Source organism: Pseudomonas atagonensis (assembly GCF_011369485.1).
GTDB lineage: Bacteria > Pseudomonadota > Gammaproteobacteria > Pseudomonadales > Pseudomonadaceae > Aquipseudomonas > Aquipseudomonas atagonensis.
The window spans coordinates 15096-40565 of record NZ_VXCA01000010.1 but is presented as its reverse complement, the minus strand read 5'-3'; the positions used below and the strand labels follow the sequence as shown (position 1 = coordinate 40565).

Genomic DNA, 25470 nt, shown 5'->3' with positions numbered 1-25470 from the left:
TCTGGCTGTCATTCGACGGCGGACGCTTCAATCTTGTCCAGGCGTGGCGCCTTGCTGTTGCAACGGCGCTGGTCCTGACGCTGGGCTACTTCTTGCACCTCACGGCGAGTCACAAGGTCAGCCAAGCTGATACCACTTAGAAATTCGTGAATCTGCAGGCTCAAGTCGCACCACAGATGATGGGTCAGGCAGGTGTCGCCGGAGTGGCAATCGCCCTGGCCCTGGCACTTGGTCGCATCGACCGATTCGTTGACCGCATCGATCACTTGCGCCACCTGGATGCCCTGCATGTCGCGAGACAGCTGGTAGCCACCACCGGGACCGCGAACACTGGAGACCAGGTTACTGCGGCGCAGCTTGGCGAAAAGCTGTTCGAGGTAGGACAGGGAGATGCCTTGGCGCTCGGAGATATCGGCCAGGGACACGGGCCCGTGCTGCGCGTGCAACGCCAGGTCAAGCATGGCGGTCACGGCGTATCGGCCTTTTGTAGTCAGTCGCATGGACAGTTACCACGGAGTTCGGAATGGGCGGGAGTATGCAATTCCCGAGCATTTAAGTCAACTATAAGACCTAGTGCTTTAGTCGGGTTTACCCGCAAAAGAGCGCGCGAATGATAGCAGGGTCTGCGGCTTAATGGCACACCCGTTGCCGTCGCTACACCTGAACACGATGACAAGGGCTGTCGAACCCCGCAACAACCCTTGCCAGCGCATCAACCGGCTTTGGATTCATCTTTGCCCTTCACACAGGCGAAGTCTTCTTCGCGCAGCTCGGGCAGATCTTTCGCACAGTAATTGCTGCCCAGATCCTTCAGTGCGCCGCACATCCCCTCCAGACGCCCGTCCACCGCCTGCAGGTGATCGAGCAACTGGCCGATGGCACGCGCCACCGGGTCAGGCATGTCTTCGCTGACGCCATAGGCATCGAAGCCGATTTTCTCGGCCATGGCCTTGCGCTTGGCGTCCTGCTCTTCGTCGGACTTGACGATGATTCGCCCGGGAATCCCCACCACCGTGGCACCCGGCGGCACCTCTTTGGTCACCACCGCATTGGAGCCAACCTTGGCACCAGCACCAACAGTGAACGGGCCGAGCACCTTGGCCCCTGCACCGACTACAACACCATCACCCAGGGTCGGATGCCGCTTGCCTTTATTCCAGCTGGTTCCACCAAGGGTCACGCCTTGATAAATAGTCACGTCATCGCCAATTTCGGCGGTCTCACCAATAACGATGCCCATACCGTGATCGATGAAGAAGCGCCGCCCGACTTTGGCGCCCGGATGGATCTCGATCCCGGTCAACCAGCGACCGAAGTTCGACACTAGCCGCGCCAGCCATTTCAGCTCATTGCGCCACAGCATGCCCGCCAATCGATGAATCCAGATCGCGTGCATGCCGGGGTAGCAGGTCAGGACTTCAAAAGCGTTACGCGCCGCCGGATCTCGATGGAATACGCTTTGGATATCTTCACGCAAACGCTCAAACATCATTTAGTCCTTCCGCTTAAGAAGCTCACCACGGGCCGCTTTCTGGGTTTCCGTGAGGATGCCACGCAAAATATTCATTTCCGCCCGGCTGACCGAGCTGCGTCCGTACAACCGGCGCAGGCGCGCCATCAAGTGTCGCGGCTTTTCCGGATCGAGGAATTCGATGGCGACCAGCGTCTGCTCCAGATGCTCATAGAATCGCTCCAGCTCATCCATGGTCGCCAGCTCGGCACTTTTCACCGAAGCCACTTCTTCTTTCTCGATCTTGGTCGGCTGACCTTGGGCCGCCAGCCAAGCCATGCGCACCTCATAGCTCAGCACCTGCACCGCCGCCCCGAGATTCAGCGAACTGAACTCAGGATCGGAGGGAATGTGCACGTGAAAGTGACATCGCTGCAGCTCGTCATTGGTCAGACCGGAATCTTCACGACCAAATACCAGTGCGATTTCCGCGCCCTGCCCAGCCTCTTCGACCACTTTGCTGCCGCATTCACGCGGATCCAGCAGCGGCCACGGAATGCGCCGGTCACGGGCGCTGGTACCGAGCACCAGATTGCAGCCGACCAAGGCATCTTCCAAAGTGGCGACGACTTGCGCCTTTTCAAGGATGTCGCCGGCACCGGAAGCACGTGCATCGGCTTCGTGGTGCGGAAACAGGCGCGGCTCGACCAGCACCAGCCGCGACAGACCCATGTTTTTCATGGCGCGCGCGGCCCCGCCGATGTTGCCGGGGTGACTGGTATTGACCAGGACGACACGAATGTTCTGCAGCAAGGGAGGCGCTCTCGGACACAGGAAAGGGGTGCAAATCTTACAGAACAGCCTACCGTTAAGCTATGAAAGCGAACAGCGTCCTTCACCTGAAGAAAAGTTCTGATAGAATGCGCGGCTTTCTTTAACAACCTTAGGTGACACATCCATGCAGCCCATGCTGAATATCGCGCTGCGCGCCGCCCGCAGCGCCAGTGAACTGATCTTCCGCTCCATCGAGCGCCTGGATACCATCAAGGTCGACGAAAAAGACGCCAAGGATTACGTATCCGAGGTTGATCGCGCCGCCGAACAGAAAATCATCGATGCCCTGCGCAAGGCGTACCCGAATCACTCGATCCAGGGTGAAGAGACTGGCCTGCACGCTGGCACCGGCATCGAAGGCGAAGAATACCTGTGGATCATCGATCCGTTGGACGGCACCACCAACTTCCTGCGCGGCATTCCGCACTTTGCTGTCAGCATTGCCTGCAAATACCGCGGTCGCCTGGAGCACGCAGTTGTTCTGGATCCGGTTCGCCAGGAAGAATTCACCGCCAGCCGTGGTCGTGGCGCCCAACTGAACGGTCGTCGACTGCGCGTCAGCGGTCGCACCAGCCTCGACGGTGCTCTGCTGGGCACTGGCTTCCCGTTCCGTGATGACCAGATGGACAACCTCGATAACTACCTGGGCATGTTCCGCGCCCTGGTTGGCCAGACCGCCGGCATCCGCCGCGCCGGCTCGGCAAGCCTGGACCTGGCTTATGTGGCCGCCGGTCGTTTCGACGCGTTCTGGGAGTCGGGCCTGTCAGAGTGGGACATGGCTGCAGGCGCGCTGTTGATTCAAGAGGCTGGCGGCTTGGTGAGCGACTTCACTGGCGGTCACGACTTCCTTGAAAAAGGCCACATCGTTGCCGGCAACACCAAATGCTTCAAGGCAGTCCTGACGGCGATCCAGCCGCACCTGCCGGCTTCGCTGAAGCGCTAAGCTTCTGGCGAAATGAAAAAGCACCCTTCGGGGTGCTTTTTTTATGCCCGCTTATCAACCAGCAGACACAAAAAAGCACCCCGAAGGGTGCTTCTTTTAAAACAAGAACCGATTACTGACCCGGCGCATTCTGCGACAGGATCAGCTTGCCTTCCTTGTCGACAGGAATCTGATTGCCCGGATCACGATCCATCCGCACCTTGCCTTCCTTGCCATCCAGCGAATAACGCACGTCGTAACCTACAACCTTGTCACTGATGTCATTCACCGTGTTACAGCGAGTCTGAGTCGTGGTGTAGGTATCGCGATTCTGCATGCCTTCCTGAACCTTGTTACCGGCATAACCACCACCGACCGCACCGGCCACCGTGGCAATTTTCTTGCCGGTGCCGCCGCCAATCTGGTTACCCAACAAACCACCCGCTACCGCACCAATGGCGGTGCCGAGGATCTGGTGTTGATCCTGAACCGGTTTCTGCCGGGTTACTGCCACGTCCTTGCACACTTCACGTGGAGTCTTGATCTGTGTCTTGACCGGTTCAACGGCCAAAACCTGCGCATACTCAGGGCCGCTTTTAACCAGGCTGTAGGTGGCAACAGCACCCCCGGCAGTCACACCGACAGCACCCAATACCGCACCAACCAGCAACGACTTGTTCACATGAACCTCCTGACCATCACATGCGGGACGCGCCCGCGCTTCTCCCAGCCTTGGAGCATAAAAAAAGGCGCGAGTTCAACTCGCGCCTTTTTCGACTGACAACCGGGAAAACGATGGCCGTTATGGACGGTCGTCGACTTCCTTCTCGGTGTTGGCCGGTGGAATCAGGTCTTCAGTGCTCAGGTTCAGCCAGATCAGCACCACGTTCGCGATGTAGATCGACGAGTAGGTACCCGCCAATACACCGATGAACAGGGCGATGGAGAAGCCGAACAGGTTATCGCCGCCGAAGAACAACAGCGCCGCAATCGCCAGCAAGGTGGAGATCGACGTTGCCATGGTGCGCAACAGGGTCTGCGTGGTCGAGATGTTGATGTTCTCGATCAACGAAGCCTTGCGCAGCACACGGAAGTTTTCACGCACGCGGTCGAATACCACGATGGTGTCGTTCAGCGAGTAACCGATGATCGCCAGTACCGCCGCCAGCACCGTCAGGTCGAAGGTGATCTGGAAGAACGACAGGATACCGATGGTCACGATCACGTCGTGGATCAGCGAAACGATGGCGCCGACCGCAAATTTCCACTGAAAGCGGAAAGCCAGGTAGATCAGGATGCCGCCGAGCGCCAGCAGCATGCCGAGGCCGCCCTGGTCGCGCAGCTCTTCGCCGACCTGCGGGCCGACGAACTCGACGCGCTTGACGGTCGCCGGGTTATCGCCGCCGACCTTCTGCAGCGCTTCTGCAACCTGATGGCCCAGTTGCGGGTCTTCACCCGGCATACGCACCAGCAAATCGGTGGTTGCACCGAAGTTCTGCACGATGGCTTCGTGGTAACCCGAAGTCACCAGTTGCTCACGCACCTTGGTGACGTCAGCCGGACGCTCGTAGGTCAGCTCGATGAGCGTACCGCCGGTGAAGTCCAGACCCCAGTTCATGCCCTTGTGGAAGACGCTGAAAATGGCCAGCACCGTAAGAAACACTGTGACGCCGAACGCAAAGTTGCGAACGCCCATGAAGTTGATTGTACGTAACATGGCAGCCCCTTAAATCCACAACTTCTTGAAGTCACGTCCGCCAAAGATCAGGTTGACCATTGCGCGGGTCACCATGATGGCCGTGAACATCGAGGTAAAGATCCCGAGGGACATGGTCACTGCGAAACCTTTGACCGGGCCGGTGCCCATGGCAAAGAGAATCCCGCCGACCAGCAATGTAGTCAGGTTGGCGTCGAGAATCGCGGTGAATGCCCGGCCGAAGCCTTCGTTGATTGCACGCTGCACGGTCATGCCGGCAGCGATCTCTTCACGAATCCGCGAGAAGATCAGCACGTTGGCGTCGACCGCCATACCCATGGTCAGCACGATACCGGCGATACCCGGCAGGGTCAGCGTTGCCCCCAGCAGCGACATCAGCGCCAGCAGCAGCACCATGTTCACCGCCAGTGCGACGGTGGCGATGATGCCGAAGAAGCGGTAGATGGCGATGATAAACAGCGACACGAACAACATGCCCCACAGCGATGCATCGATACCTTTGGTGATGTTGTCAGCACCCAGGCTCGGGCCGATTGTGCGCTCTTCAGCGAAGTACATCGGAGCGGCCAGACCACCGGCACGCAGCAGCAGCGCCAGCTCGGACGATTCACCCTGACCGTTCAGGCCAGTGATGCGGAATTGCGCACCCAGCGGCGACTGAATGGTCGCCAGACTGATGATCTTCTTCTCTTCCTTGAACGTCTGCACGGCGACATCTTTCTCGACGCCATCAACCACTTGCTTGACGTAAGTAGTCACCGGACGCTGTTCGATGAAGATCACCGCCATGCTGCGACCGACGTTGGAGCGGGTTGCGCGGCTCATCAACTCGCCACCGTGGCCATCCAGACGGATGTTCACTTCTGGCGTACCGTGCTGCGAATCGAAACCGGCCTTGGCGTCGGTTACCTGGTCACCAGTGATGATCAGACCACGCTCGATCTGAGCAGGCGGACGCTTGCCTTCGCGGAACTCGAAAGTTTCGGAAGTGGCTTTGGAAGCACCAGGCTCTGCAGCCAAGCGGAATTCAAGGTTGGCCGTCTTGCCGAGAATACGCTTGGCTTCGGCAGTGTCCTGCACGCCCGGCAGCTCAACCACGATGCGGTTGGCGCCCTGACGCTGGACGATCGGTTCGGCAACACCCAGCTCGTTGACGCGGTTACGTACCGTGGTCAAGTTCTGTTTGATGGAGTATTCACGGATTTCCGCCAGCTTGGCCGGGGTCATCGCCAGACGCAGCACCGGCTGACCGTTGAGGTCGGCCGGAACAATGTCGAAATCGTTGAAGTTTTTGCGGATCAGCGCACGGGCCTGTTCGCGGGAATCAGCGTCGCTGAAGCCCAACTGAATGGCACCGCCCAGTTGCGGCAGGCTGCGATAGCGCAGCTTCTCTTTGCGCAGCAGGCTCTTGACGTCGCCTTCGTAAACTTTCAGGCGTGCGTCGAGGGCTTTGTCCATGTCCACTTCGAGGAGGAAGTGCACACCACCGGACAAGTCCAGACCCAGCTTCATCGGGTGCGCGCCCAGATTGCGCAGCCATTGCGGAGTGGTCTGTGCCAGGTTCAGCGCGACGACGTAGTCATCACCCAATGCCTTGCGCACAACGTCTTTGGCCGGCAGCTGATCTTCAGCCTTGGTCAGACGGATCAGACCACCTTTGCCGTTTCCGGCCAGCGAAGCTGCCTTGACGTTGATCCCGGACTCGTGAAGCGCGGTGCTTACGCGATCCAGATCGGCCTGATTGACCTGCAGAGCCGTGCTGGCGCCGCTGATCTGAATGGCCGGGTCATCGGGGTAAAGATTGGGAGCGGAATAAATCAGACCGATCGCCAGCACCGCCAGGATCAGAATGTATTTCCACAGAGGATATTTGTTCAGCATCACGCCGCCCGTTATGACGCGGGGCGCCTTGCGCGCCCCGTCGATTGAGTAGAAGTTGTTGCTCTTAGATCGCTTTCAGCGTGCCTTTTGGCAGCGTGGCAGCGATGGCGCCTTTCTGGAACTTCATTTCCACGGTGTCGGAAACTTCCAGAACCACGAAGTCATCGGCCACTTTGGTGATCTTGCCGGCGATGCCGCCGGTGGTAACCACTTCGTCGCCCTTCTGCAGGCTGCTCAGCAGGTTCTTCTGCTCTTTGGCGCGCTTGGCCTGTGGACGCCAGATCATCAGGTAGAAGATGACCAGGAAGCCGACCAGGAAAATCCACTCGAAGCCGCCGCCCATTGGGCCTGCAGCAGCCGGTGCAGCTGCGTCAGCCATGGCGTTAGAGATAAAAAAGCTCATTTAGCACTCCAGTTGCAAATGTTGAATCTTGGGGTCAGAAAACTCAGTCCAAAGGCGGAACGGGGAGCCCGCGTTTGGCGTAGAAGGCATCGACAAAGGCGGCCAATGTACCCTGTTGAATAGCCTCGCGCAAACCAGCCATGAGCACCTGATAATGGCGCAAGTTATGGATGGTATTGAGCATGCTGCCAAGCATTTCGCCGCACTTGTCCAGGTGATGCAGATAAGCGCGCGAGAAGTTCTGGCAGGTATAGCAATCGCAGGTCGGATCCAGTGGCGAATCATCATGGCGATGGAACGCGTTACGGATCTTCAGCACGCCGGTATCAATGAACAGATGCCCATTGCGGGCATTACGGGTTGGCATCACGCAATCGAACATGTCCACACCGCGGCGCACACCCTCAACCAGATCTTCCGGTTTGCCAACGCCCATAAGGTAACGAGGTTTGTCAGCCGGCATCATGCCCGGCAGATAATCCAGCACTTTGATCATCTCATGCTTGGGTTCGCCCACCGACAGACCGCCGATGGCCAGGCCATCGAAGCCGATCTTGTCGAGACCTTCCAGCGAACGCATGCGCAGATCCTGGTGCATGCCGCCCTGAACGATACCGAAGAGCGCCGCGGTGTTGTCACCGTGGGCGTTTTTCGAACGCTGAGCCCAGCGCAGCGACAGTTCCATCGACACCCGAGCGACGTCTTCGTCAGCCGGGTACGGCGTGCATTCGTCGAAGATCATCACGATGTCGGAGCCCAGATCGCGCTGAACCTGCATCGACTCTTCCGGGCCCATGAACACTTTCGAGCCATCGACCGGAGAGGCGAAGGTCACGCCCTCTTCCTTGATCTTGCGCATGGCGCCGAGGCTGAACACCTGGAAACCGCCGGAGTCGGTCAGGATCGGGCCTTTCCACTGCATGAAATCGTGCAGGTCGCCGTGCTCCTTGATCACCTCGGTGCCCGGGCGCAACCACAAGTGGAACGTGTTGCCCAGAATGATCTCCGCGCCAGTGGCGACGATGTCACGCGGCAGCATGCCCTTGACGGTGCCATAAGTACCGACCGGCATGAACGCCGGGGTCTCGACGCTGCCACGCGGGAAGGTCAGGCGACCACGACGTGCCTTGCCATCAGTGGCCAGAAGCTCAAAGGACATTCGACATTCGCGACTCATTCTGTTTCCTCTGGGCCTGTTTCTTTAGGGGCAGTCGGTGCGGGGTTACGGGTGATGAACATTGCATCACCGTAGCTGAAAAAGCGGTATCCGTTGTCTACGGCGGCTTTGTAGGCGGCCATGGTTTCGGGATAACCGGCGAACGCCGAAACCAGCATCAACAGCGTGGATTCGGGCAAATGGAAATTGGTCACCAGGGCATCGACCACATGGAACGGCCGGCCCGGGAAGATAAAGATATCGGTGTCGCCACTGAACGGCTTGAGCACGCCATCGCGCGCAGCACTTTCCAGTGAACGCACGCTGGTGGTGCCGACAGCAATCACGCGGCCACCGCGCGCACGACACGCAACGACTGCATCGACCACATCCTGGCCGACCTCCAGCCATTCGCTGTGCATGTGGTGATCTTCGATTTTTTCGACGCGCACCGGCTGAAACGTACCTGCGCCCACGTGCAGCGTAACGAACGCGGTCTCGACGCCTTTGGCGGCAATCGCCTCCATCAGCGGCTGATCGAAATGCAGCCCCGCCGTCGGCGCCGCCACCGCGCCCAGACGCTGGGCGTACACCGTCTGATAGCGCTCGCGATCCGAGCCTTCATCAGGGCGGTCTATATAAGGAGGCAACGGCATGTGCCCGACGCGATCAAGCAGCGGCAGCACTTCTTCATCGAACCCCAGCTCGAACAACGCATCGTGACGGGCAAGCATCTCGGCTTCGCCACCGCCGTCGATGAGAATCTTCGAACCCGGCTTCGGCGACTTGCTGGAGCGCACATGCGCCAGCACGCGATGCGAATCGAGCACCCGTTCGATGAGGATTTCCAGCTTGCCGCCGGAGGCTTTCTGCCCAAACAGCCGCGCCGGAATCACCCGGGTATTGTTAAACACCATCAAATCGCCCGGGCGCAAATGCTCAAGCAAATCAGTGAATTGACGGTGTGCGAGGGCGCCGCTGACACCATCAAGGGTCAACAGGCGACTACCGCGACGCTCGGCCAAAGGGTGGCGGGCGATCAGCGAATCAGGAAGCTCGAAAGTAAAGTCAGCAACGCGCATGATGGGGTTCGTCTAGCAGGGCCGGAAAGTCTAGCGGAAATATCGAAAATTGACCATGAAACGTGATTGACCAACGGTAATGACCTCTCTATACTTCGCCGCCATTGAGCCCTGATGGCGGAATTGGTAGACGCGGCGGATTCAAAATCCGTTTTCGAAAGGAGTGGGAGTTCGAGTCTCCCTCGGGGCACCAAAATCAAGAAAGGTCTTGCTTAGCAAGGCCTTTTTTTTCGCCTGCCGGAAAGTGCCGCTGGCTTGTCCGGCGAGATCTTGCAAAGGTCCGCACCATGGAAACGTCACTGGAAACAGTCGCCCTTTTCTCCCTCAAACTCGCCTATGAGGAAGAAGGCCTGAGCCCGATTTTACGGGACGACATGGTCATGGGCGACTATCAGAAAGACGTGTTCGAGTTGCTGGTACGGCGCGGAGATGTCGAGACCATTCAGTTCAAAATGAATGAATGTCTGAGGTTGGCGATGAATGCGCTAGGCGGTGTCGAGAAACCGCTGGGACGTGAGTTGCACAAGTTGTCTGCCGAATTCGGTCGGGCCCAATCGCTGGAGCAACTGGCTCAGCCACTCCTCGCGCTCAAGGGTTATTTAAAAGACATTCTTTGATCTGCTTCACGTCGCGCCCGGCCACTCAGCGCCGAGCCTTCAGCACCCGGATGTCGGTCGGAAAACCATCCGCCCCCACAAGCTTCTTCCAGCCCAGATACTGAAACTCACCCTTCTCATCAATGTAATCGCCCTTCTCCACTGACCTGCCACCAATCACAGCTACTCGCTTCACCTCACCGCACCCGCCATCCGAAGGCCTGACGGTGTAGATGACATACGGCTTCACGTATTGAGTGGCGCGGAAGTGCTGGCCGCAGACTTCGTCGACGGTTATCAACATGGTTTTCAAGCGTGCTTCGCCGTCGGTGTCTTCGTGCAGTCTCAGGAAGGAAATATCGCCGACGTCGCTGAAGCCGAGGGAGCGGGCGCGCTGGTATTCGGGGGAATTCTGATGGGCGATCCGGCCCTCCTCCACGCCACGCTGCATCTGGGCGGCGAACTCGGCCTTGCCTTGGGCGATGGTTGACTCGGCTTGGGCAGCCACGCTTTCGCATTGAGCGAACTCCCCGGAGTCGAGGTGCTGTGGCGCCAGATTAGCGCGGTGTTCACTCATGGTTCGCAGGTTGCTTTCCAGCGCAAACATCACGTCGTAGGCCGTGGTGCGACCGCTTTGCACATCGGCCATTTTCTCCTGCGCCTTCTGGCAATTGCCGGCGTAGTACTTCCAGCTGTTTTCCGGATGTTCTTTCCACTCGGCGAATGCCGGGGCCATGACAACGCCTAGGGTGAGCGCACAGAACAGGCGCGAGGTTTTAGCAACTGCTGACATGTGTAGTCCGTTACAGAGTTGGGGCAGTGGCGCGACGCTACTATTTTGCTATCTTGCCGTCCACTTTCGCTGGAGGCGTTCACTACGCCGCTTCCGCAATCGCGCAAAAAGGAAAGAATTCAATGGATGCTTTGTGGTGCCTGCTCGTCATCGCTGGAACGTGGTATTGGGTCGTGAAACAGCGTGGCGAATGGAATCTGTTTCTCGCCAACCTCGCTGGCCTTGGCAGTGGCCTGGTGGTGGGCATGGTCTTCACCCTGGTTTACGACGGTCTGTTCGGGACGACGATGGCGACGCCAAACCTTGCTCGCAGCCTGCAGGTTTTGATGACCAGCGGCGGCGTATTGGCAGGCATCTGGATGTGGGTGGCTAATCGTGGCGAGCCACAACATCCGGTCGCACGTCAGCTTCTGGGAGCATTGTGTGGGTTCGCCGGCGGCGCGACTGCGCTGGTGTTACTGGCGATGATTTACTGAAGCGATTGTCGATTGCAGCGCCTGACCATCGAGGCACTTTGGCGAATGGCGATGGCGCGGCGCTTCTATTTTGATATCTTGCCGTCCATCGACAACGCTGCATTTTCGCGAGCGATGTTTTCAGGCTTTTGAAGGTTTAAGGAAAGGATAAAATGGAGTTTCTGCGTTTTCTGGCATTTGTCGCAGCCTGGGGTTTCATGTGGCGCTGGGTGGTGAAAAACCGCGGTAGCTGGAATCTTTTTTACAGCAACATGGTGGGTGCGGCGGGCGGTTTTATTGTTGCGCTGGTGGTGTTGTCGATCACTTTTTCAGTGTTTCCGTCGCCGCATGGATATGAATCCGCGCAGTCAGAAAATGTCGTGACCCGTGAAGCTGAACCTACTTCGTTGTTGCCGGAAGCCGAGTCGGTTGCAAACCCCGCAGCGCTGAATGACGCTCCCGTGTTTGCCGCTATCGAGCCAGACGATAAACCGTCTCCAGCGGATTCCGCATTGTTGCCGAACTACGCCGGCCGGGCGCCGAAATCAATCGGCTTACAGACCGTGCTGGATCAAAGCGACTATGAGGGTCGCATGGCCCTGGCAGCGCTGAACAAGAAATTGCGCGGCGACTCAACAGCCGATAAATCGATGATCGCGTATGTTATGTGCAGCCCGTTTGTGACCAGCACCTTGCGCTTCCCCGCTTCGGCGCGTTTTGCTGACAGCCAGGCGCTGGTCAGCCACCGTTTCAAGGATCAGGTTTACACCTTCAGCAACAGCGTCACCGCGCGCAACATGAACGGCGACGATGTCACTTACCGTTTTGACTGCTCCGTGCAAGAGCAACCGAGAGTCGACGCGACGCCTGCGCAATGGCGTTTGTTGGCGCTGAAGCTGCAAAAGGCCGACTCTTAAGCCACGTTTAAGGGTTCGAGGCGCCGGCTGCGCTATCATCGCCGACCTGTGCGCCTTGAGCTTTTCCCCTGATGTCTCCAACACCTGATGACCTGACCTCGCTGCCTCCCGTTCTGGCCGGCCCGCTGCTGCGACGGCTGGAGCAGAAGCGCGTGGTGCTGTGGCTGGTCGGTACTCGCGAGCTGTCGCTGACCTTGCGCCTGCAAGGTGTAGGAGACATTCCACTGGATGCGGGGAAATGCACGGTCATTGCTGTGGGCACTTGTGCGTTCGTTCACCTCATTGACGTCAACCTTGACGGCATCCTGCCTTGCGATACACGGATCGATTACGACTTGCTGATCGACGGCCAACACTGCATCGCCAACTGGGCGCCGCATCTGCTGTACAGCGATGCCAAGTGCCCGAACTTCGTCGTGCGCTCGCGTATCGATCAGTTGCTCCATGGTTCCTGTCGTAAACCGCATCATGCTGCGGCGGACGGCTTGCTGTGCGTCGATCAACTGCTGGCGGCCGAAACCGAGCCGCAACAGCGCCCGGCCCTGCTGATGATGAGCGGCGATCAGATTTACGCCGACGATGTTGCAGGCCCGATGCTACGAGCGATTCACGCCGTGATCGAGCGTCTCGGTCTGTTCGACGAATACCTCGAAGGCGCCGTGGTCAGCGACAGCGCCAGACTCTACGAACACCCGGCCAGTTATTACCACCGTGCGGATTTGTTACCGGCGCTGGAGAGCAACGAGACATTGCGTGAGCGATTTTTCGGCGGCGCGCGTAAGCCGATTTTTACCAGCAGCAGCGCCGACAATCATTTGGTGACTTTCGCCGAAGTCATGGCGATGTATCTGCTGGTGTGGTCTCCCGTCGCGTGGACGCTGATCGAGCCAACAGCCCCGACGCTCACGCCCGTACGCCTAAAGCGCTACGCCCTGGAACAGAGTCGGATTGGCGGTTTCAAGGCAGGCCTCGGGCAGGTTTCCCGAGCGTTGGCGCACTTGCCGAGCCTGATGATTTTTGACGATCACGACATCACCGATGACTGGAATCTGTCCGCACAATGGGAGGAAACGGCCTACGGTCATCCGTTCTCCAAGCGCATCATCGGCAACGCGTTGCTCGCCTACATGCTGTGCCAGGGCTGGGGCAACAACCCGGATGTGTTCAAGGATGTGCTGGAGAAAACCCGACGCTTGAGCGCCAGCGCCGATGACCGTTACCTCGACAGTCCTCTGCAAGACGACCTGATCGATGACCTGTTGCGTTTTCAACACTGGCATTACGTCTTGCCAAGCAGCCCGGCACTGGTGGTCATCGACACGCGCACCCGCCGCTGGCGCAGCGAGGTCGCGCTCAAACAGCCTTCGGGATTACTCGACTGGGAAGCCTTGAGCGAACTGCAACAGGAATTACTCGATCACCCGTCGGCAATCATCGTTTCCCCCGCGCCGATCTTCGGCGTGAAGCTGATTGAAACCGTACAGAAAGTCTTCAGCTGGTGCGGTTATCCGTTGCTGGTCGATGCAGAAAACTGGATGGCCCATCGCGGTGCCGCGCAGGTGATCCTGAACATTTTCCGACACTCAAGGACACCGGGGAACTACGTGGTGCTGTCCGGTGATGTGCATTATTCCTTCGTCTACGAAGTGCTTATCCGACACCGCAAGGCCGGCCCACGGATCTGGCAGATCACCAGCAGCGGGATCAAGAACGAGTTTCCGAAAACCCTGCTGGAATGGTTCGACCGCCTCAACCGCTGGCTCTACTCGCCGCGCTCACCGCTGAACTGGTTCACCAAACGCCGCCGCATGCGAATCGTGCCATACACACCCGAACACGCCGAAGCAGGGGAACGCCTGTGGAATTCGGCAGGCATCGGCCAAGTGTTTTTCAACGAGCAGGGACAACCACGGGAGATTATTCAGCACAATTCGAACGGGGCGGTGAAGACGCGAATGCTGGCGCCGGATCTGGCGGATTATCCGGACTGAGCACTTCTCGTGCGGGAGAGAGCCTGCTCGCGAATGCGGTCGAACATTGAACATTAATGCCGACTGTCACGACGCTTTCGCGAGCAAGCTCGCTCCCACAGGGTTGTCGGATACCCATTAATTCACGGAGACAATCCGTCCAACACCTCTCACAATCATCTCCACCTCCCGCTCATCAATCGTCAGTGGTGGCAGCAGCCGTATGGTCTTGCCACGCGTGACGTTGATCAGCAACCCGTGATCGCGTGCGGCGATCAGCGTCAGATCGCGGATCGGCTGTTTCAATTCGATGCCGATCATCAAACCCTGTCCCCGAATCGCCAACACATTGGGGTTGTCCGCCAGTTCCGCCCGCAAGCGGCTCTGCAGGCGCTCACCTTGGACCCGTGCATTGTCCAGCAAGCTCTGCTCTTCGATGATATCGAGCACCGTGCAACCCACCCGGCAGGCCAGCGGGTTGCCGCCGAACGTGCTGCCATGACTGCCCGGGGTGAAGAGATCCGCCGCCCTGCCCCGCGCCAGACAAGCGCCGATGGGCACACCATTGCCGAGGCCTTTGGCCAGAGTCATGACGTCGGGAACGATGCCTTCATGCTGAAACGCAAACCACTGGCCAGTGCGACCGATGCCAGTCTGGATTTCGTCGAGCATCAGCAACCAGGCGTGCCGATTGCACAGTTCACGCAAGGCTTTGAAATAGTCGGGCGGGGCCAATTGAACGCCGCTTTCGCCTTGAATCGGTTCGACCAGAATCGCCACGATCCGCTCACCGTGCTTGCGCTGCACTTGCTCCAGCGCCGCAAGATCACCGAACGGCACTTTGACAAAGTCTCCCGGCAGTTCGTTGAAGCCCAGCCGAACTGCCGGGCCGTCACTGGCCGATAGCGTGCCGAGTGTGCGGCCATGAAACGCGTTGGCCATCACCACCACCAGCGGCCGTTCGATGCCCTTGCGCCAGCCATACAAACGCGCGAGCTTCAGTGCCGTTTCATTGGCCTCGGCCCCGGAGTTGTTAAAGAACGCCCGCTCCATACCCGATAACGCCGTCAGCCGCTTTGCCAACTGTTGTTGCCAGTCGATGCTGTACAGGTTGGAGGTATGCAGAAGCAATCCCGCCTGCTCGCTGATCGCCGAAACAATCCGCGGATGCGAGTGGCCGACATTGGTCACCGCGACCCCGGCAACCGCGTCCAGATACTCGCGACCGGCCTGATCCCACAGGCGAGTGCCCAGGCCCTTGATGAAACTCAAGGCCAGTGGTTGGTAGGTATTCATCAGGGCGGCGGTCATGACTTCAAACTCCAGTGAAGGTCGGTGTGTTTGCAGTATGGTTAGCCACCAGAACTGGATAAACTCGCGAAAACTTCAATCATTTAAAAGCAGAGCTTGATAATGGATCTGTTCCAGTCGATGAGCGTTTACGTCAAAGTTGTCGAGGCCGGGAGCATGACGGCAGCTGCGTTGCAGTGCGACATGTCGACGACGATGGTCGGTAATCATCTGCGCGCTCTGGAGCAGAGGCTCGGCGTGCAACTGCTGCAACGCACCACCCGGCGTCAGCGGCTCACCGAGTTCGGCAGCGTTTATTACCAGCGGTGCCTGGATGTATTGGGACTCGTGGCGGACTCCGAGCGTCTGGCGGAACAGGCGCTCGATGAACCCCGTGGCCTGCTGCGAATTACTGCGCCGCTGACCTTTGGCGTTGAGCGTCTTGCTCCTGCACTCAGTGAGTTTTCCCTGCAATACCCACAGGTCAAAATGGATGTGGTGCTCACCAATCGCCGCCCGGATCTGCTGGAAAGTGGCCTCGACGTAGCCTTCCGGCTGGGCCACTTCGAACAGTCGAACCTGATCGCCCGCCCCTTGATCGACTATACCCTGACCGTGTGCGCTTCTGCGCAATACGTCGCTCGACGAGGTATGCCGCTGACCCCTGAAGAATTGCAGCAGCACGACTGCCTGTCGTTCGCCTATCCTGCTGGCGATGACTGGCAATCGGTGGAAAAACGCTGGCGTCTGAGCGGCCCTGACGGCGAGATTCTGGTCGATGTAAGCGGCCCCATGCTCATCAACAGCTCTGCCGGTTTGCATCAGGCTGCTCGCACCGGCATGGGCATCGTGATGCTGCCCGATGCACTGGTGGAGCAGGATCTGCGCGAGGGCAAACTGGTAAGAGTCATTCCTGACTTTCAACCGCCCAGTCGCCCTTTGCATCTGCTGTACGCCCCGGATCGCTATCGCCTGCCGAAGCTGCGCCGCTTCGTCGAATTTGCGATGCAGACGTGGGGTAGATCCTGAGACATCAGGAACCACTCTTCACCAACACCGGTTTCTCTAGATAACGCTGCGCAAACACCTGCTTCAAATTTGCCACCTTGGGCATGTCGTTGATCACAATGTACGGGTAGCTCGGGTGTTCGGTCAGGAAGTCCTGGTGATAGTCCTCCGCCGGATAGAAGCCGTTGTAGGTTTCCAGTTTCGTGACGATCGGTTTGTTGAATGCGTGGGCCGCGTCAAGTTGAGTGATGTAGGCCTGCGCAATTTTCTGCTGATCGGCGTTGACGGGGAAAAGCGCTGAACGATATTGCGTGCCGCTGTCAGGCCCCTGTCGATTGAGTTCGGTGGGGTTGTGGGCTACCGAGAAGTAAATTTGCAACAGACTGCCGTAACTGACTTGCGTCGGATCGAAGGTGACTTGCACCGATTCCGCGTGGCCGGTATCGCCTTCGCTGACGCGCTCGTATTCGGCGGTGTTGGCCGCTCCACCGGCATACCCGGAGACAGCTTTCTGCACGCCTTTGACGTGTTGAAAAACGCCCTGCACACCCCAGAAACAGCCCCCGGCAAACACCGCCGTTTCGCTGTGCGCTTGCGTGGTTTCGTCGAGGGTAGGCGGTGGAATGATGACTGCCTCTTCACCCCCCAATGAAAAGGCCGAGACCTGGCCCACCACACCGGCCACGGCAACTGCCAACAACACCCGACGCCATGTACTTCTACTTTTCATCTCAGTCACTCCCGATCAGCCGAAGGTAAAGGCGTAGGCCGACACGCCCGGGTCAAGAAACTCGATGCTGAAGGTTCTGTCCTTCACACCACCGGTTTGCCGAACCAATTGATACAGCCGTTGTTCGGTCACGCGGCCCGTGCCGTCCGGCGCGACATCGACGCCATGGGCATCGCCCGGTGCCTGTCCATCAATGGAGATTTTGAAGCGAACCGGTTTGCCATCGACTCCCGGCCCCAGAACCAGATGCAGGTCGCGGGCGTGGAAGCGGTAAGCGATGGAGCTGGACGGAGCGCTGGCGGTGGCGTGTTCGGCGCCGACGTTCCACTGGCCGCCGAGGCTCCAGTCATTCAGGGTCAGATTGGCCGGTGGGACATAAGCCGAAACTTTGTCCGGGACCAGGCTGAGATCGGGTACGAAATGTTCCGCGCGCTGATAGCCGACATAGGTTTCCGGCGATTGCACTTCATTCATGTCCGGCGCCAGTTGCACACCTTTTGCGTCTGCATTGATCAAGCCGTCCGCGACCGTTTTCGAACCAGCCTCGCGCAACAACTGTTGGATGATCCGCTCCGACTCTGCGTAGTCCCCTTCGCCAAAATGGTGGTAACGAATGCGTCCCTGCGCGTCGGCGAAGTAATGCGCCGGCCAGTATTCATTGTTGAAAGCGCGCCAGATCTTGTAGTCGTTATCGATGGCCACCGGGTAGTTGATGCCCAGTTCCTTCATGGCTTTGGTGACATTGCCGACATCACGTTCAAAGGCGAACTCCGGCGCGTGTACACCAATCACTACAAGCCCCTGATCGCGATACTTCTCGGCCCAGGCTTTGACGTAAGGCAAGGTGCGCAGGCAGTTGATGCAGGAGTAAGTCCAGAAATCCACCAGCACCACTTTGCCTTTCAATGCCTGAGCATCCAGCGGTGGCGAATTGAGCCATTGCACAGCACCGTCCAGCGCTGGCAACTGACCTTCGACCGGCAAGGTGGCCGGTGCCTTCGCGGCCATTTTCATCGCACCACCCGCCGCCATCATGCTGCCATTCGCCGCGCCGTCGTCAGCAGGAGTCTGCGCCATCATCGCGCCGTTCGAATGGGTGGATTGGCCCGAAAGCCTGCCGACCAGCGCCTGTTCGAGGCCGCCGGTGGACGCGGTCGAAACCCGCGCCAGAATCCCGGTATCAAGACCCAGAGCGATTGCCGCGACACCCGCCAACATCGCCGCCCCCAGGCCACGACGAATCCATTCACCGGTGCCGATCGAGCGTTTCATCAGCGCGAAGACCTTACCGCCCAGCAGCAGCGCCGCGGCCAGCGACGTGGCCGCGCCCGCCGCGTAAGCGAGCAACAACAGCGTGGTGGCGATGCTTGCGCCTTGCAGGGCAGCACCGGTGAGAATCAATCCGAGAATCGGTCCGGCGCACGGAGCCCAGAGCAGGCCCGTAGCGACGCCGATCAGAAACGAAGCGCCGGGACGCGGGCGATTGTCCTGACCGGCGGCTTGCGACAGGCGACTGCCCGCCGATACCAGCGGCCGGGTCAGACGCTCGGCCACTTGCGGCAGCAGCAATGTCAGCCCGAACAGTGCAACGAACAGCAACGCGAGCCAGCGCCCGTACTGATTGACTTGCACCACCCAACCGCCGCCCACCGCCGCCAACGAGGCGACGAGCGCGAAGGTGACCGCCATCCCCGCCAGCAGCGGCAAGCCACTCTTGATAAACGGCTGCCCGGTGCGAGCGAAGACAAAAGGCAGAACCGGCAGGATGCAGGGACTGACAATCGTCAGCACTCCACCGAGATAAGCGAGAACCAAGAGCCACATAAATCCGTCCTGTTGAAAGTGAGGAGCGCAAACGAGTCATGGCTTATGCCGCCACGGCTTTGAAGGTCATGGCCAGACCGTTCATGCAGTAACGCAGGCCGGTGGGTTTGGGACCGTCGTCGAAGACATGCCCCAGATGACCGCCGCAGCGTCGACAGTGAACCTCTTCGCGAACCATGCCGAAGGAGCGGTCGTGACGGGTAGCCACCGCACGCTCCAGTGGTGCCCAGAAACTCGGCCAACCGGTGCGGCTGTCGAATTTTGTGGCGGAGGAAAACAGCGCCAGATCGCAGCCGGCACAGGCAAATGTGCCCGTTCGGTGCTCATTGTTCAGCGCACTGCTGTAAGCCCTTTCTGTGCCCTCTTCGCGCAATATCTGATACTGCTCGTCGCTCAGCATCGAGTGCCATTCGCTGTCGCTGTGCGTCACTTCGAATACCTCGTCGGCATAGGCCTGGCTGACCAGCGCGGTGCTGGTCGACAATTTTGGCAATACACCTGCCACCAGGGCTGTAAACCCTAGCCCGCCGCCCGCTAACAGAATCTGTCGCCGTGAAAACATGGCCGTCTCCCGAAATTCCAGATGCCCTTTCTGGAACACAGCCTAGGCTTGGTTTGATCGCCAAATCCTCACGGGAAGTTAACGAATTCGTGATAACTCGCCCGGAGGAAAACCCGCACAATGCGCTTATCGCGCCGAAGGATTGAGCTTCATGGAACAGACCAAACGCGTTCTCGTGGTCGAGGACGACCTGCACATCGCCGACCTCATTTGCCTGCATCTGCGGGACGAACAATTCGAGGTGACCCACAGCGCCGACGGCGACGAAGGCATGCGCCTGCTGCAGCAAGGTCATTGGGATGCCTTGATTCTCGACCTCATGCTGCCGGGGGTCGACGGTCTGGAAATCTGCCGCTGCGCCCGGGCCATGGCCCGCTACACACCGATCATCATCACCAGTGCGCGATCCAGCGAATTGCACCGCATTCTGGGTCTGGAACTGGGCGCCGATGACTACCTCGCCAAGCCGTTTTCCATGCTGGAACTGGTGGCCCGGGTCAAAGCCCTGCTGCGTCGCGTCGATGCCATGGCGCGCAATCTGAAGATGGACGCCGGCAGTCTCAGCCTGGAAGGTTTGACCATCGATCCGATCACACGCGACGTCTCCCTCGATGGCCAGCGACTGGATCTCACGCCGCGAGAGTTCGACTTGCTGTATTTCTTCGCGCGGCAACCGGGCAAGGTGTTCTCGCGCATGGATCTGCTCAATGCTGTCTGGGGCTACAGCCACGAAGGGTATGAGCACACGGTCAACACGCACATCAATCGCCTGCGGGCGAAGATCGAAAAGGATCCGGCCCAGCCCACGCGTATCCTCACTGTGTGGGGTCGCGGTTATAAATTCGGTACCGAGCAGCCATGAAACTGACCCTGACGCAGCGCCTGTCACTGGTATTTGCCGTGTTGTTGCTGGTGTGCTGCGGCACGTCAGCCTGGCTGCAAGTGCGTTCCAGCCAGATGCACGAGCTGGAAGTGGTGCAAGGCCTGTCACGGGATCTGGCGCAGCATATCGCCCACGACACGGTGCTGATGGACAGCAATGGCCTGATGCCCGGTGCCGTGCGCGAACTGTTCAGCCAGTTGATGCTGGTCAACCCGAGTGTCGAGGTGTACCTGCTCGACACCGAGGGGCGGATTGTCGGTAATGCCGCTCCGCAGGGCCGCATGCGCCGAGACAAAGTCGACCTTGCGCCGATCCGGCAATTGCTCAGCGATCAACCGTTGCCGATCCTCGGCGATGACCCGCGCAGTGTTGATGGCCGCAAGGTTTTCAGCGCCGCGCCGCTGCAGGTCAATGGCAAAGCGGCCGGCTATCTCTACGTGGTGTTGCTCAGCGAAGAACACGACCGGTTCGCCGAACGCGGTGCCACCAGCGCAGCACTGAACACGGCATTGTTGTCGATCGCTGTGGTCGCATTGCTCTGCCTGATCGCCGGTCTCACTGCTTTCAATCTGATTACCCGGCCCTTGCGGCGACTGACCGAAACCGTCAGCCATTTTGATATCGACGGCGCCCCTCAGCCGCTGCCGGCTGCACCGGTGCCTGTGGATAAACGCGCCGACCAGGATGAAATTGCCGTGCTCGATGCAGCCTTTCAGCAGATGCAGACCCGGCTCGGTGAACAGTGGCGCTCATTGACCCGGCAGGATCAGGAACGCCGCGAGCTGGTGGCGAACATCTCCCATGACCTGCGCACACCGCTGGCGTCGCTGCACGGCTATCTGGAAACCCTCTCGCTGAAGGACGCGACGTTGTCAGCCGATGAGCGTCGGCGCTATCTGGGCATTGCCCTGGATCAGAGCCGCAAGGTCGGCGGGCTGGCGCAATCGCTGCTGGAACTGGTGCGCCTGGAGCACGGTTTTGTACAACCAGTGCTGGAGCGCTTTTCCCTGATTGATCTGGTGCAGGACATTTTCCAGAAATTCGAACTCAGTGCCGAAGCGCGACAGGTCGAACTCAAGGCGCACTTCGTGCCCAATCTGCCTGGCGTGTTCGCCGACCTCGGGCTGATCGAGCGAGTGTTGACCAATCTGGTGGACAACGCATTGCGGCATACCCCGCAGGGGGGCGAAATTGCGCTCGATCTGGCCAGCCGCGGAACGCTTGTCGATGTGACCGTGAGTGACAGCGGGCCGGGGATCGCTCCGCAGTTGCGCGAAGGTCTGTTCCTGCGCCCGTTCAATATTGGAGGCGCTCGACGTGATGGCGGTCTGGGGCTGCGCATCGTTCACCGCATCCTGCAATTGCATGGCCGGGAGATTCAGCTGGTGGACGTTGCCGGTCGCGGTGCGACGTTTTGCTTTTCCCTGCCGGTTGATCAGCAAACCGCCGAACAATGGATGGTGCGATCGATGAACCTGAACACGCCGGGCAAATAGTTGGGACCACCGGACCGTTGCTCCGTGACAACGCCGCCTCGCTCCCCTAAATTAGTCGGCCTGAAAAAGACCTGGTTCTTTCTCGTCTCAACTCAAGTTAAAAAGTAGTGAAATTTCAATGTCCGATTTCAACACCGCTGAATCCGTAGTTACCGAATCGTCCAAAGCGGAATACGAAAACTCCATCAATCTTTCACAACACCTGCCACAAGCCAAAATCATCAGCGAGATGGTCCTGGACGCGTTCCAGTCGACCCGCGAAAGCGATCAGATCCGCGAACTGCGTGCGGCGATCCGTCAGGCCCACGACAGCTTCGATGACGACAAGGCCTACGAATTGATGGGCGAACTCAAGCGCCTGAAGGATGCCGAGGCTGCCGACATCGCCGCCCTTGAAGACCTGAGCAGCAAGTTTTCCATTGGCCGCATCCTGTCCTGCTTCAAGGACGATCCGGCTTTCCAGGAAATCGTTTATGGCCTGGCGCTCAAGGTCCTGAACCAGACCCACCAGGCGATCAGCAACCCGAGCGGCGGCAAGAGCAAAGCTGCACGGGCGAAGAAAGAAGTCGAAATCTTCACCATCAGCAAGGACGGCATCAGCGTGACCTTGCCCCTGCGCACGCCGCGCTCGCGCCTGAACGTTGACCGTGAAGCGCTGGAATTCCTCGGTTTCAGCTTCGTTGGTGAAGGCGAAGAAGCCGAACTCGACGGCGAAACCTTCCTCGATAATTCCGGTACCGAACACGCGGTAAATCGCAAGAACATCATCACCGCACTGCAGCAGCAGACCGCGTTCGAGGGTTACAGCATCGCCGCTCAGTAAGGCATCGACGCTGACGAAAAAGCCCCGCTCTGAAATTCAGGCGGGGCTTTTTGTTGTCCGGCGTTCGCGGGATTACGCGACTGGGTGCAATGCCGCGATCATGTCCACTTCAATGGCGGCATTTTTCGGCAATTGGTAAACGCCGACCGTTGTCCGGGTGTGGCGACCGGCATCACCCAATACGTGGCTGAAAACGTCGGAAGCGCCGTTGGCGACTTCGCTAAGGTCGACGAAATCCGGGGTCGATTTCACGTAGACCGTGACCCGCAGCAGCGCCCTGACTTTGTCCAGCGAGCCCACCGCATCAACGATGAAAGCAAGGCACCGCATGGCGCTGATACTCGCCGCCGCTTGCGCATCCTTGAGGGTCAACTCCAGACCAACCCGGCCCGGGTACTGAATCTTCCCTTCGGTGCGCGGCACCATGCCACTGATGTACAGCTCATCGCGGTGACGCACCAGCGGTGCATAATTACCGCCCACGGTGTTCTCGCCATTGATGTCGTAGTTCAGCTCTTTTGCCAGGACAATGAAGCGCTCGTCGCAGGTCATCCTCTCAGTCATTTCGCCCAGCCTCTTGATCGATGCATGAAGTGCAGAAGGTTCATGAAGGATGAGCGCCGGACATCGCAAATACGGCTGGTCATCGACATGGCTGGATCCAAATCTAGGGCTTTTACCCAGCGACCGCAACCTGTCGATTCCCGCTAATCATTGGTTGCCAGACCTCGTATTCAAAAGAAAACCGGCCCTGAGCCGAGGCAACAAAAAACCCCGCACATTTCTCAATGGCGGGGTTTCTGTGCAGCATTCAAACCTTACGGCGCGTACGTCAGCAGCAGCTCGGCCGGCACCTTGAAGTCCAGAGACATCATGACGCTCAGCGCGGTGATGGTGAAGATCGAGAACACGAACAGCTTGCGTGCCCAGACCGTGTCATCCACCGCCTTGTAGCCGGTCCAGGCCATGTACAACCAGTACATGCCCATGGCGGCAGCGACGGCGAGGTAGCTCATGCCGGCGTAGCCGCTGAAGGTCAGCATCAAGGTCGCCACGAGGAACGCCAGGATGTAGAGCAGGATGTGCTTCTTGGCCACTTGGATCCCGCGCTTCACTGGCAACACCGGAATCGATGCGGCCAGGTAATCGTTGAAGCGGAAGATCGCGATGGCGTAGGAATGCGGCATCTGCCACAGGCTGAACATCACCAGCAGGGTCAGCGCGGCCATGTCGAAGCTGTTGGTCACGGCCACGTAGCCGATCACCGGCGGCATGGCGCCCGACAGACTGCCCACCAGCGTGCCGTGAACCGACTTGCGCTTGAGGTACAGGCTGTAGAAGCCGACGTAGATAACGAAGCCGATTACGGCGAACAAAGCAGCCAACGGGTTGGCCACCTTGTACAACAATGCAACGCCGAGAACACCCAGAATGGTCGCATAGACCAGGGCCAGTTTCAGGGAGATCAAGCCCTGAACCAGCACCCGGTTCTTGGTGCGTTCCATCTTCAGGTCGATGTCGCGGTCGATGCAGTTGTTGAACACGCAACCGGAGGCGACGACCAGGGAGGTGCCGATCATGGCTGCCAGAAACACGGCCAGATCGACATGCCCTTTCGAGGCCAGGAAGAACCCGCCTGCCACAGAAAGCACGTTACCGAAAATGATCCCCGGTTTGGTGATTTGGATAAAGTGCTTGAGCGACATCGGGTCTACCTCACTTCGCCATCATGTACGTGTGGATGCTGAACATGATCCACAGCGACAGGCCAACCAGCAGCACGATCACGATGGCCGTGAAGACAAACGCAATCACGTTGTTACGCTGAGCGATGGAACGGTCCAGGTGCAGGAAGTAATACAGGTGAACGATCACCTGGATCACGGCGAACAACAGAACGATTGCCAGCGTCGTCGACTTCGGCAAGGTCGGGTACATCACCAGGCCGAACGGGATAACGGTCAGGATTACCGACAGGATGAAGCCGATGGCGTACGACTTTGCGCTGCCGTGGCCAGCATCATGGCTGTCATGGGAGTGTGCATTAGCCATTACAGGGTCCCCATCAGGTAAACAACGGTGAATACGCAGATCCACACCACGTCCAGGAAGTGCCAGAACAGGCTCAGGCAGCTCAGACGGGTCTTGTTGGTCGCCGTCAGGCCGTGCTTGTTGACCTGGTACATCATGATGCCCATCCAGATCAGACCTGCGGACACGTGCAGACCGTGGGTACCGACCAGGGTGAAGAACGCGGACAGGAAGCCCGAACGGCTAGGACCGAAGCCCTCGGAGATCAGCAGGTGGAACTCGTTGATCTCCATGGCGATGAAGCCTGCGCCGAGCAGGAAGGTCATGAACAACCAGCCCAGAACCTGCTGCTTTTTACCTTTGTACAACGCCAGCATGGCGAAGCCGTAGGTGATCGAACTGAACAACAGCAGAGCGGTTTCGCCCAGCACGTAAGGCAGTTCGAAGATGTCGTGGCCCGACGGGCCACCGGCAACGTTGTTTACCAGTACCGCGTACACCGCGAAGATCGACGCAAACAGAATGCAGTCGGTCATCAGGTAGAGCCAGAAACCGTATACGGTCATCTCGCCCGAGTCGTGGTGATGGTCATCGTGCCCATGGTCGTGGCCATGGGCGTGTCCAGCATTGGTCACTAAGTTCGACAT

General features: G+C 58.9%; 27 protein-coding genes and 1 tRNA gene. 10 read left to right on the top strand and 18 right to left on the bottom strand.

Annotation, left to right across the window (positions count from 1 at the left end):
- Nucleotides 1-8: 8 nt before the first annotated feature.
- From iscR to trmJ, 3 genes are all read right to left on the bottom strand, one after another.
- Complete coding sequence (iscR, locus tag F2P67_RS07010; protein WP_003227911.1) at nt 9-500, bottom strand: Fe-S cluster assembly transcriptional regulator IscR; 492 nt, start codon at nt 498-500, stop codon at nt 9-11.
- 212 nt (nt 501-712) lie between these two features.
- Nucleotides 713-1489 (bottom strand): serine O-acetyltransferase, encoded by a 777-nt coding sequence (gene cysE, locus F2P67_RS07005; RefSeq protein ID WP_007964422.1) that lies wholly within the window; start codon nt 1487-1489, stop codon nt 713-715.
- A gap of 3 nt (nt 1490-1492) precedes the next feature.
- Nucleotides 1493-2263: a tRNA (cytosine(32)/uridine(32)-2'-O)-methyltransferase TrmJ gene (gene trmJ / locus F2P67_RS07000; protein WP_166218892.1), complete on the bottom strand. Its 771-nt coding sequence runs from the start codon at nt 2261-2263 to the stop codon at nt 1493-1495.
- Nucleotides 2264-2408: 145 nt separating this feature from the next.
- Between trmJ and suhB the strand changes: the two genes are divergently transcribed.
- The gene (gene suhB / locus F2P67_RS06995) at nt 2409-3227 is read left to right on the top strand and encodes a type III secretion system regulator SuhB (protein ID WP_016773320.1); all 819 of its coding nucleotides are present in this window, start codon (nt 2409-2411) and stop codon (nt 3225-3227) included.
- 112 nt (nt 3228-3339) lie between these two features.
- On the opposite strand, the gene F2P67_RS06990 is transcribed toward suhB, so the two are convergent.
- The 6 genes from F2P67_RS06990 to queA all read right to left on the bottom strand — a co-directional run bounded on the left by F2P67_RS06990 (nt 3340) and on the right by queA (nt 9445).
- Entirely contained in the window at nt 3340-3888 is a 549-nt protein-coding gene (locus tag F2P67_RS06990) for a glycine zipper 2TM domain-containing protein (protein WP_166218890.1), read from the bottom strand.
- 120 nt (nt 3889-4008) lie between these two features.
- Nucleotides 4009-4923: a protein translocase subunit SecF gene (secF, locus tag F2P67_RS06985; RefSeq protein WP_166218888.1), complete on the bottom strand. Its 915-nt coding sequence runs from the start codon at nt 4921-4923 to the stop codon at nt 4009-4011.
- 9 nt (nt 4924-4932) lie between these two features.
- On the bottom strand, nt 4933-6804 hold the full coding sequence (gene secD / locus F2P67_RS06980; protein ID WP_166218886.1) for a protein translocase subunit SecD: 1872 nt from the start codon (nt 6802-6804) through the stop codon (nt 4933-4935).
- A 64-nt stretch (nt 6805-6868) separates the two neighbouring features.
- Nucleotides 6869-7207: a preprotein translocase subunit YajC gene (gene yajC / locus F2P67_RS06975; RefSeq protein ID WP_007916913.1), complete on the bottom strand. Its 339-nt coding sequence runs from the start codon at nt 7205-7207 to the stop codon at nt 6869-6871.
- Between the two features lie 43 nt (nt 7208-7250).
- Complete coding sequence (gene tgt, locus F2P67_RS06970) at nt 7251-8366, bottom strand: tRNA guanosine(34) transglycosylase Tgt (RefSeq protein WP_166218884.1); 1116 nt, start codon at nt 8364-8366, stop codon at nt 7251-7253.
- A gap of 14 nt (nt 8367-8380) precedes the next feature.
- Nucleotides 8381-9445: a tRNA preQ1(34) S-adenosylmethionine ribosyltransferase-isomerase QueA gene (queA, locus tag F2P67_RS06965; protein WP_166218852.1), complete on the bottom strand. Its 1065-nt coding sequence runs from the start codon at nt 9443-9445 to the stop codon at nt 8381-8383.
- A 108-nt stretch (nt 9446-9553) separates the two neighbouring features.
- Here queA and F2P67_RS06960 point away from each other — a divergent pair.
- Nucleotides 9554-9638 (top strand) — tRNA-Leu (locus F2P67_RS06960).
- Nucleotides 9639-9732: 94 nt separating this feature from the next.
- Complete coding sequence (locus tag F2P67_RS06955) at nt 9733-10062, top strand: hypothetical protein (RefSeq protein WP_166218850.1); 330 nt, start codon at nt 9733-9735, stop codon at nt 10060-10062.
- Nucleotides 10063-10087: 25 nt separating this feature from the next.
- On the opposite strand, the gene F2P67_RS06950 is transcribed toward F2P67_RS06955, so the two are convergent.
- Nucleotides 10088-10834: a hypothetical protein gene (locus tag F2P67_RS06950; RefSeq protein ID WP_166218848.1), complete on the bottom strand. Its 747-nt coding sequence runs from the start codon at nt 10832-10834 to the stop codon at nt 10088-10090.
- A 122-nt stretch (nt 10835-10956) separates the two neighbouring features.
- Here F2P67_RS06950 and F2P67_RS06945 point away from each other — a divergent pair, with 122 nt between their 5' ends.
- The 3 genes from F2P67_RS06945 (at nt 10957) to F2P67_RS06935 (ending at nt 14197) form a co-directional block, all read left to right on the top strand.
- Nucleotides 10957-11310, top strand: a complete 354-nt coding sequence (locus F2P67_RS06945) for a hypothetical protein (RefSeq protein WP_166218846.1) — start codon at nt 10957-10959, stop codon at nt 11308-11310.
- Nucleotides 11311-11462: 152 nt separating this feature from the next.
- The gene (locus tag F2P67_RS06940) at nt 11463-12206 is read left to right on the top strand and encodes a hypothetical protein (RefSeq protein WP_166218844.1); all 744 of its coding nucleotides are present in this window, start codon (nt 11463-11465) and stop codon (nt 12204-12206) included.
- A 71-nt stretch (nt 12207-12277) separates the two neighbouring features.
- A complete protein-coding gene (locus F2P67_RS06935) occupies nt 12278-14197 on the top strand; it encodes an alkaline phosphatase D family protein (RefSeq protein WP_166218842.1) in 1920 nt (639 codons plus the stop codon).
- A 117-nt stretch (nt 14198-14314) separates the two neighbouring features.
- Here F2P67_RS06935 and F2P67_RS06930 read toward each other — a convergent pair whose 3' ends face one another.
- On the bottom strand, nt 14315-15487 hold the full coding sequence (locus F2P67_RS06930; protein ID WP_166218840.1) for an aspartate aminotransferase family protein: 1173 nt from the start codon (nt 15485-15487) through the stop codon (nt 14315-14317).
- Between the two features lie 102 nt (nt 15488-15589).
- Here F2P67_RS06930 and F2P67_RS06925 point away from each other — a divergent pair, with 102 nt between their 5' ends.
- Complete coding sequence (locus F2P67_RS06925; RefSeq protein ID WP_166218838.1) at nt 15590-16495, top strand: LysR family transcriptional regulator; 906 nt, start codon at nt 15590-15592, stop codon at nt 16493-16495.
- A gap of 4 nt (nt 16496-16499) precedes the next feature.
- On the opposite strand, the gene msrA is transcribed toward F2P67_RS06925, so the two are convergent.
- The 3 genes from msrA to msrB are packed head-to-tail and all read right to left on the bottom strand — an operon-like array spanning nt 16500 to nt 19590.
- Nucleotides 16500-17204 carry a peptide-methionine (S)-S-oxide reductase MsrA gene (gene msrA / locus F2P67_RS06920; protein WP_166218836.1) on the bottom strand — a complete coding sequence of 235 codons (705 nt, stop codon included), beginning with the start codon at nt 17202-17204 and terminating at the stop codon, nt 16500-16502.
- A 15-nt stretch (nt 17205-17219) separates the two neighbouring features.
- On the bottom strand, nt 17220-19028 hold the full coding sequence (locus F2P67_RS06915; protein WP_166218834.1) for a cytochrome c biogenesis protein DipZ: 1809 nt from the start codon (nt 19026-19028) through the stop codon (nt 17220-17222).
- A 43-nt stretch (nt 19029-19071) separates the two neighbouring features.
- A complete protein-coding gene (gene msrB, locus F2P67_RS06910) occupies nt 19072-19590 on the bottom strand; it encodes a peptide-methionine (R)-S-oxide reductase MsrB (RefSeq protein WP_166218832.1) in 519 nt (172 codons plus the stop codon).
- Nucleotides 19591-19741: 151 nt separating this feature from the next.
- On the opposite strand from msrB, the gene F2P67_RS06905 reads away from it, so the two are divergent.
- The 3 genes from F2P67_RS06905 (at nt 19742) to F2P67_RS06895 (ending at nt 22792) form a co-directional block, all read left to right on the top strand.
- A complete protein-coding gene (locus F2P67_RS06905; protein WP_166218830.1) occupies nt 19742-20452 on the top strand; it encodes a response regulator transcription factor in 711 nt (236 codons plus the stop codon).
- Nucleotides 20449-21969 carry a sensor histidine kinase gene (locus F2P67_RS06900; RefSeq protein ID WP_166218828.1) on the top strand — a complete coding sequence of 507 codons (1521 nt, stop codon included), beginning with the start codon at nt 20449-20451 and terminating at the stop codon, nt 21967-21969. The genes F2P67_RS06905 and F2P67_RS06900 overlap by 4 nt, the downstream gene beginning before the upstream one ends.
- A gap of 118 nt (nt 21970-22087) precedes the next feature.
- Complete coding sequence (locus F2P67_RS06895; RefSeq protein WP_166218826.1) at nt 22088-22792, top strand: hypothetical protein; 705 nt, start codon at nt 22088-22090, stop codon at nt 22790-22792.
- Between the two features lie 72 nt (nt 22793-22864).
- Here F2P67_RS06895 and F2P67_RS06890 read toward each other — a convergent pair whose 3' ends face one another.
- From F2P67_RS06890 to F2P67_RS06875, 4 genes are all read right to left on the bottom strand, one after another.
- A complete protein-coding gene (locus F2P67_RS06890) occupies nt 22865-23356 on the bottom strand; it encodes a RidA family protein (RefSeq protein ID WP_166218824.1) in 492 nt (163 codons plus the stop codon).
- Nucleotides 23357-23610: 254 nt separating this feature from the next.
- On the bottom strand, nt 23611-24498 hold the full coding sequence (gene cyoE / locus F2P67_RS06885; protein WP_053123579.1) for a heme o synthase: 888 nt from the start codon (nt 24496-24498) through the stop codon (nt 23611-23613).
- 10 nt (nt 24499-24508) lie between these two features.
- Entirely contained in the window at nt 24509-24844 is a 336-nt protein-coding gene (gene cyoD / locus F2P67_RS06880) for a cytochrome o ubiquinol oxidase subunit IV (RefSeq protein ID WP_166218822.1), read from the bottom strand.
- Nucleotides 24844-25470 carry a cytochrome o ubiquinol oxidase subunit III gene (locus tag F2P67_RS06875; RefSeq protein WP_007956720.1) on the bottom strand — a complete coding sequence of 209 codons (627 nt, stop codon included), beginning with the start codon at nt 25468-25470 and terminating at the stop codon, nt 24844-24846. Before F2P67_RS06875 ends, cyoD begins: the two co-directional genes overlap by 1 nt.

What these genes read in the sequence shown, in the direction of transcription:
- iscR (WP_003227911.1), bottom strand. Translation starts at nt 500, where the DNA reads ATGCGACTGACTACAAAAGGCCGATACGCCGTGACCGCCATGCTTGAC.
- cysE (WP_007964422.1), bottom strand. Translation starts at nt 1,489, where the DNA reads ATGTTTGAGCGTTTGCGTGAAGATATCCAAAGCGTATTCCATCGAGAT.
- suhB (WP_016773320.1), top strand. Translation starts at nt 2,409, where the DNA reads ATGCAGCCCATGCTGAATATCGCGCTGCGCGCCGCCCGCAGCGCCAGT.
- secF (WP_166218888.1), bottom strand. Translation starts at nt 4,923, where the DNA reads ATGTTACGTACAATCAACTTCATGGGCGTTCGCAACTTTGCGTTCGGC.
- secD (WP_166218886.1), bottom strand. Translation starts at nt 6,804, where the DNA reads ATGCTGAACAAATATCCTCTGTGGAAATACATTCTGATCCTGGCGGTG.
- yajC (WP_007916913.1), bottom strand. Translation starts at nt 7,207, where the DNA reads ATGAGCTTTTTTATCTCTAACGCCATGGCTGACGCAGCTGCACCGGCT.
- tgt (WP_166218884.1), bottom strand. Translation starts at nt 8,366, where the DNA reads ATGTCCTTTGAGCTTCTGGCCACTGATGGCAAGGCACGTCGTGGTCGC.
- queA (WP_166218852.1), bottom strand. Translation starts at nt 9,445, where the DNA reads ATGCGCGTTGCTGACTTTACTTTCGAGCTTCCTGATTCGCTGATCGCC.
- F2P67_RS06955 (WP_166218850.1), top strand. Translation starts at nt 9,733, where the DNA reads ATGGAAACGTCACTGGAAACAGTCGCCCTTTTCTCCCTCAAACTCGCC.
- F2P67_RS06950 (WP_166218848.1), bottom strand. Translation starts at nt 10,834, where the DNA reads ATGTCAGCAGTTGCTAAAACCTCGCGCCTGTTCTGTGCGCTCACCCTA.
- F2P67_RS06945 (WP_166218846.1), top strand. Translation starts at nt 10,957, where the DNA reads ATGGATGCTTTGTGGTGCCTGCTCGTCATCGCTGGAACGTGGTATTGG.
- F2P67_RS06940 (WP_166218844.1), top strand. Translation starts at nt 11,463, where the DNA reads ATGGAGTTTCTGCGTTTTCTGGCATTTGTCGCAGCCTGGGGTTTCATG.
- F2P67_RS06935 (WP_166218842.1), top strand. Translation starts at nt 12,278, where the DNA reads ATGTCTCCAACACCTGATGACCTGACCTCGCTGCCTCCCGTTCTGGCC.
- F2P67_RS06930 (WP_166218840.1), bottom strand. Translation starts at nt 15,487, where the DNA reads ATGACCGCCGCCCTGATGAATACCTACCAACCACTGGCCTTGAGTTTC.
- F2P67_RS06925 (WP_166218838.1), top strand. Translation starts at nt 15,590, where the DNA reads ATGGATCTGTTCCAGTCGATGAGCGTTTACGTCAAAGTTGTCGAGGCC.
- msrA (WP_166218836.1), bottom strand. Translation starts at nt 17,204, where the DNA reads ATGAAAAGTAGAAGTACATGGCGTCGGGTGTTGTTGGCAGTTGCCGTG.
- F2P67_RS06915 (WP_166218834.1), bottom strand. Translation starts at nt 19,028, where the DNA reads ATGTGGCTCTTGGTTCTCGCTTATCTCGGTGGAGTGCTGACGATTGTC.
- msrB (WP_166218832.1), bottom strand. Translation starts at nt 19,590, where the DNA reads ATGTTTTCACGGCGACAGATTCTGTTAGCGGGCGGCGGGCTAGGGTTT.
- F2P67_RS06905 (WP_166218830.1), top strand. Translation starts at nt 19,742, where the DNA reads ATGGAACAGACCAAACGCGTTCTCGTGGTCGAGGACGACCTGCACATC.
- F2P67_RS06900 (WP_166218828.1), top strand. Translation starts at nt 20,449, where the DNA reads ATGAAACTGACCCTGACGCAGCGCCTGTCACTGGTATTTGCCGTGTTG.
- F2P67_RS06895 (WP_166218826.1), top strand. Translation starts at nt 22,088, where the DNA reads ATGTCCGATTTCAACACCGCTGAATCCGTAGTTACCGAATCGTCCAAA.
- F2P67_RS06890 (WP_166218824.1), bottom strand. Translation starts at nt 23,356, where the DNA reads ATGACTGAGAGGATGACCTGCGACGAGCGCTTCATTGTCCTGGCAAAA.
- cyoE (WP_053123579.1), bottom strand. Translation starts at nt 24,498, where the DNA reads ATGTCGCTCAAGCACTTTATCCAAATCACCAAACCGGGGATCATTTTC.
- cyoD (WP_166218822.1), bottom strand. Translation starts at nt 24,844, where the DNA reads ATGGCTAATGCACACTCCCATGACAGCCATGATGCTGGCCACGGCAGC.
- F2P67_RS06875 (WP_007956720.1), bottom strand. Translation starts at nt 25,470, where the DNA reads ATGTCGAACTTAGTGACCAATGCTGGACACGCCCATGGCCACGACCAT.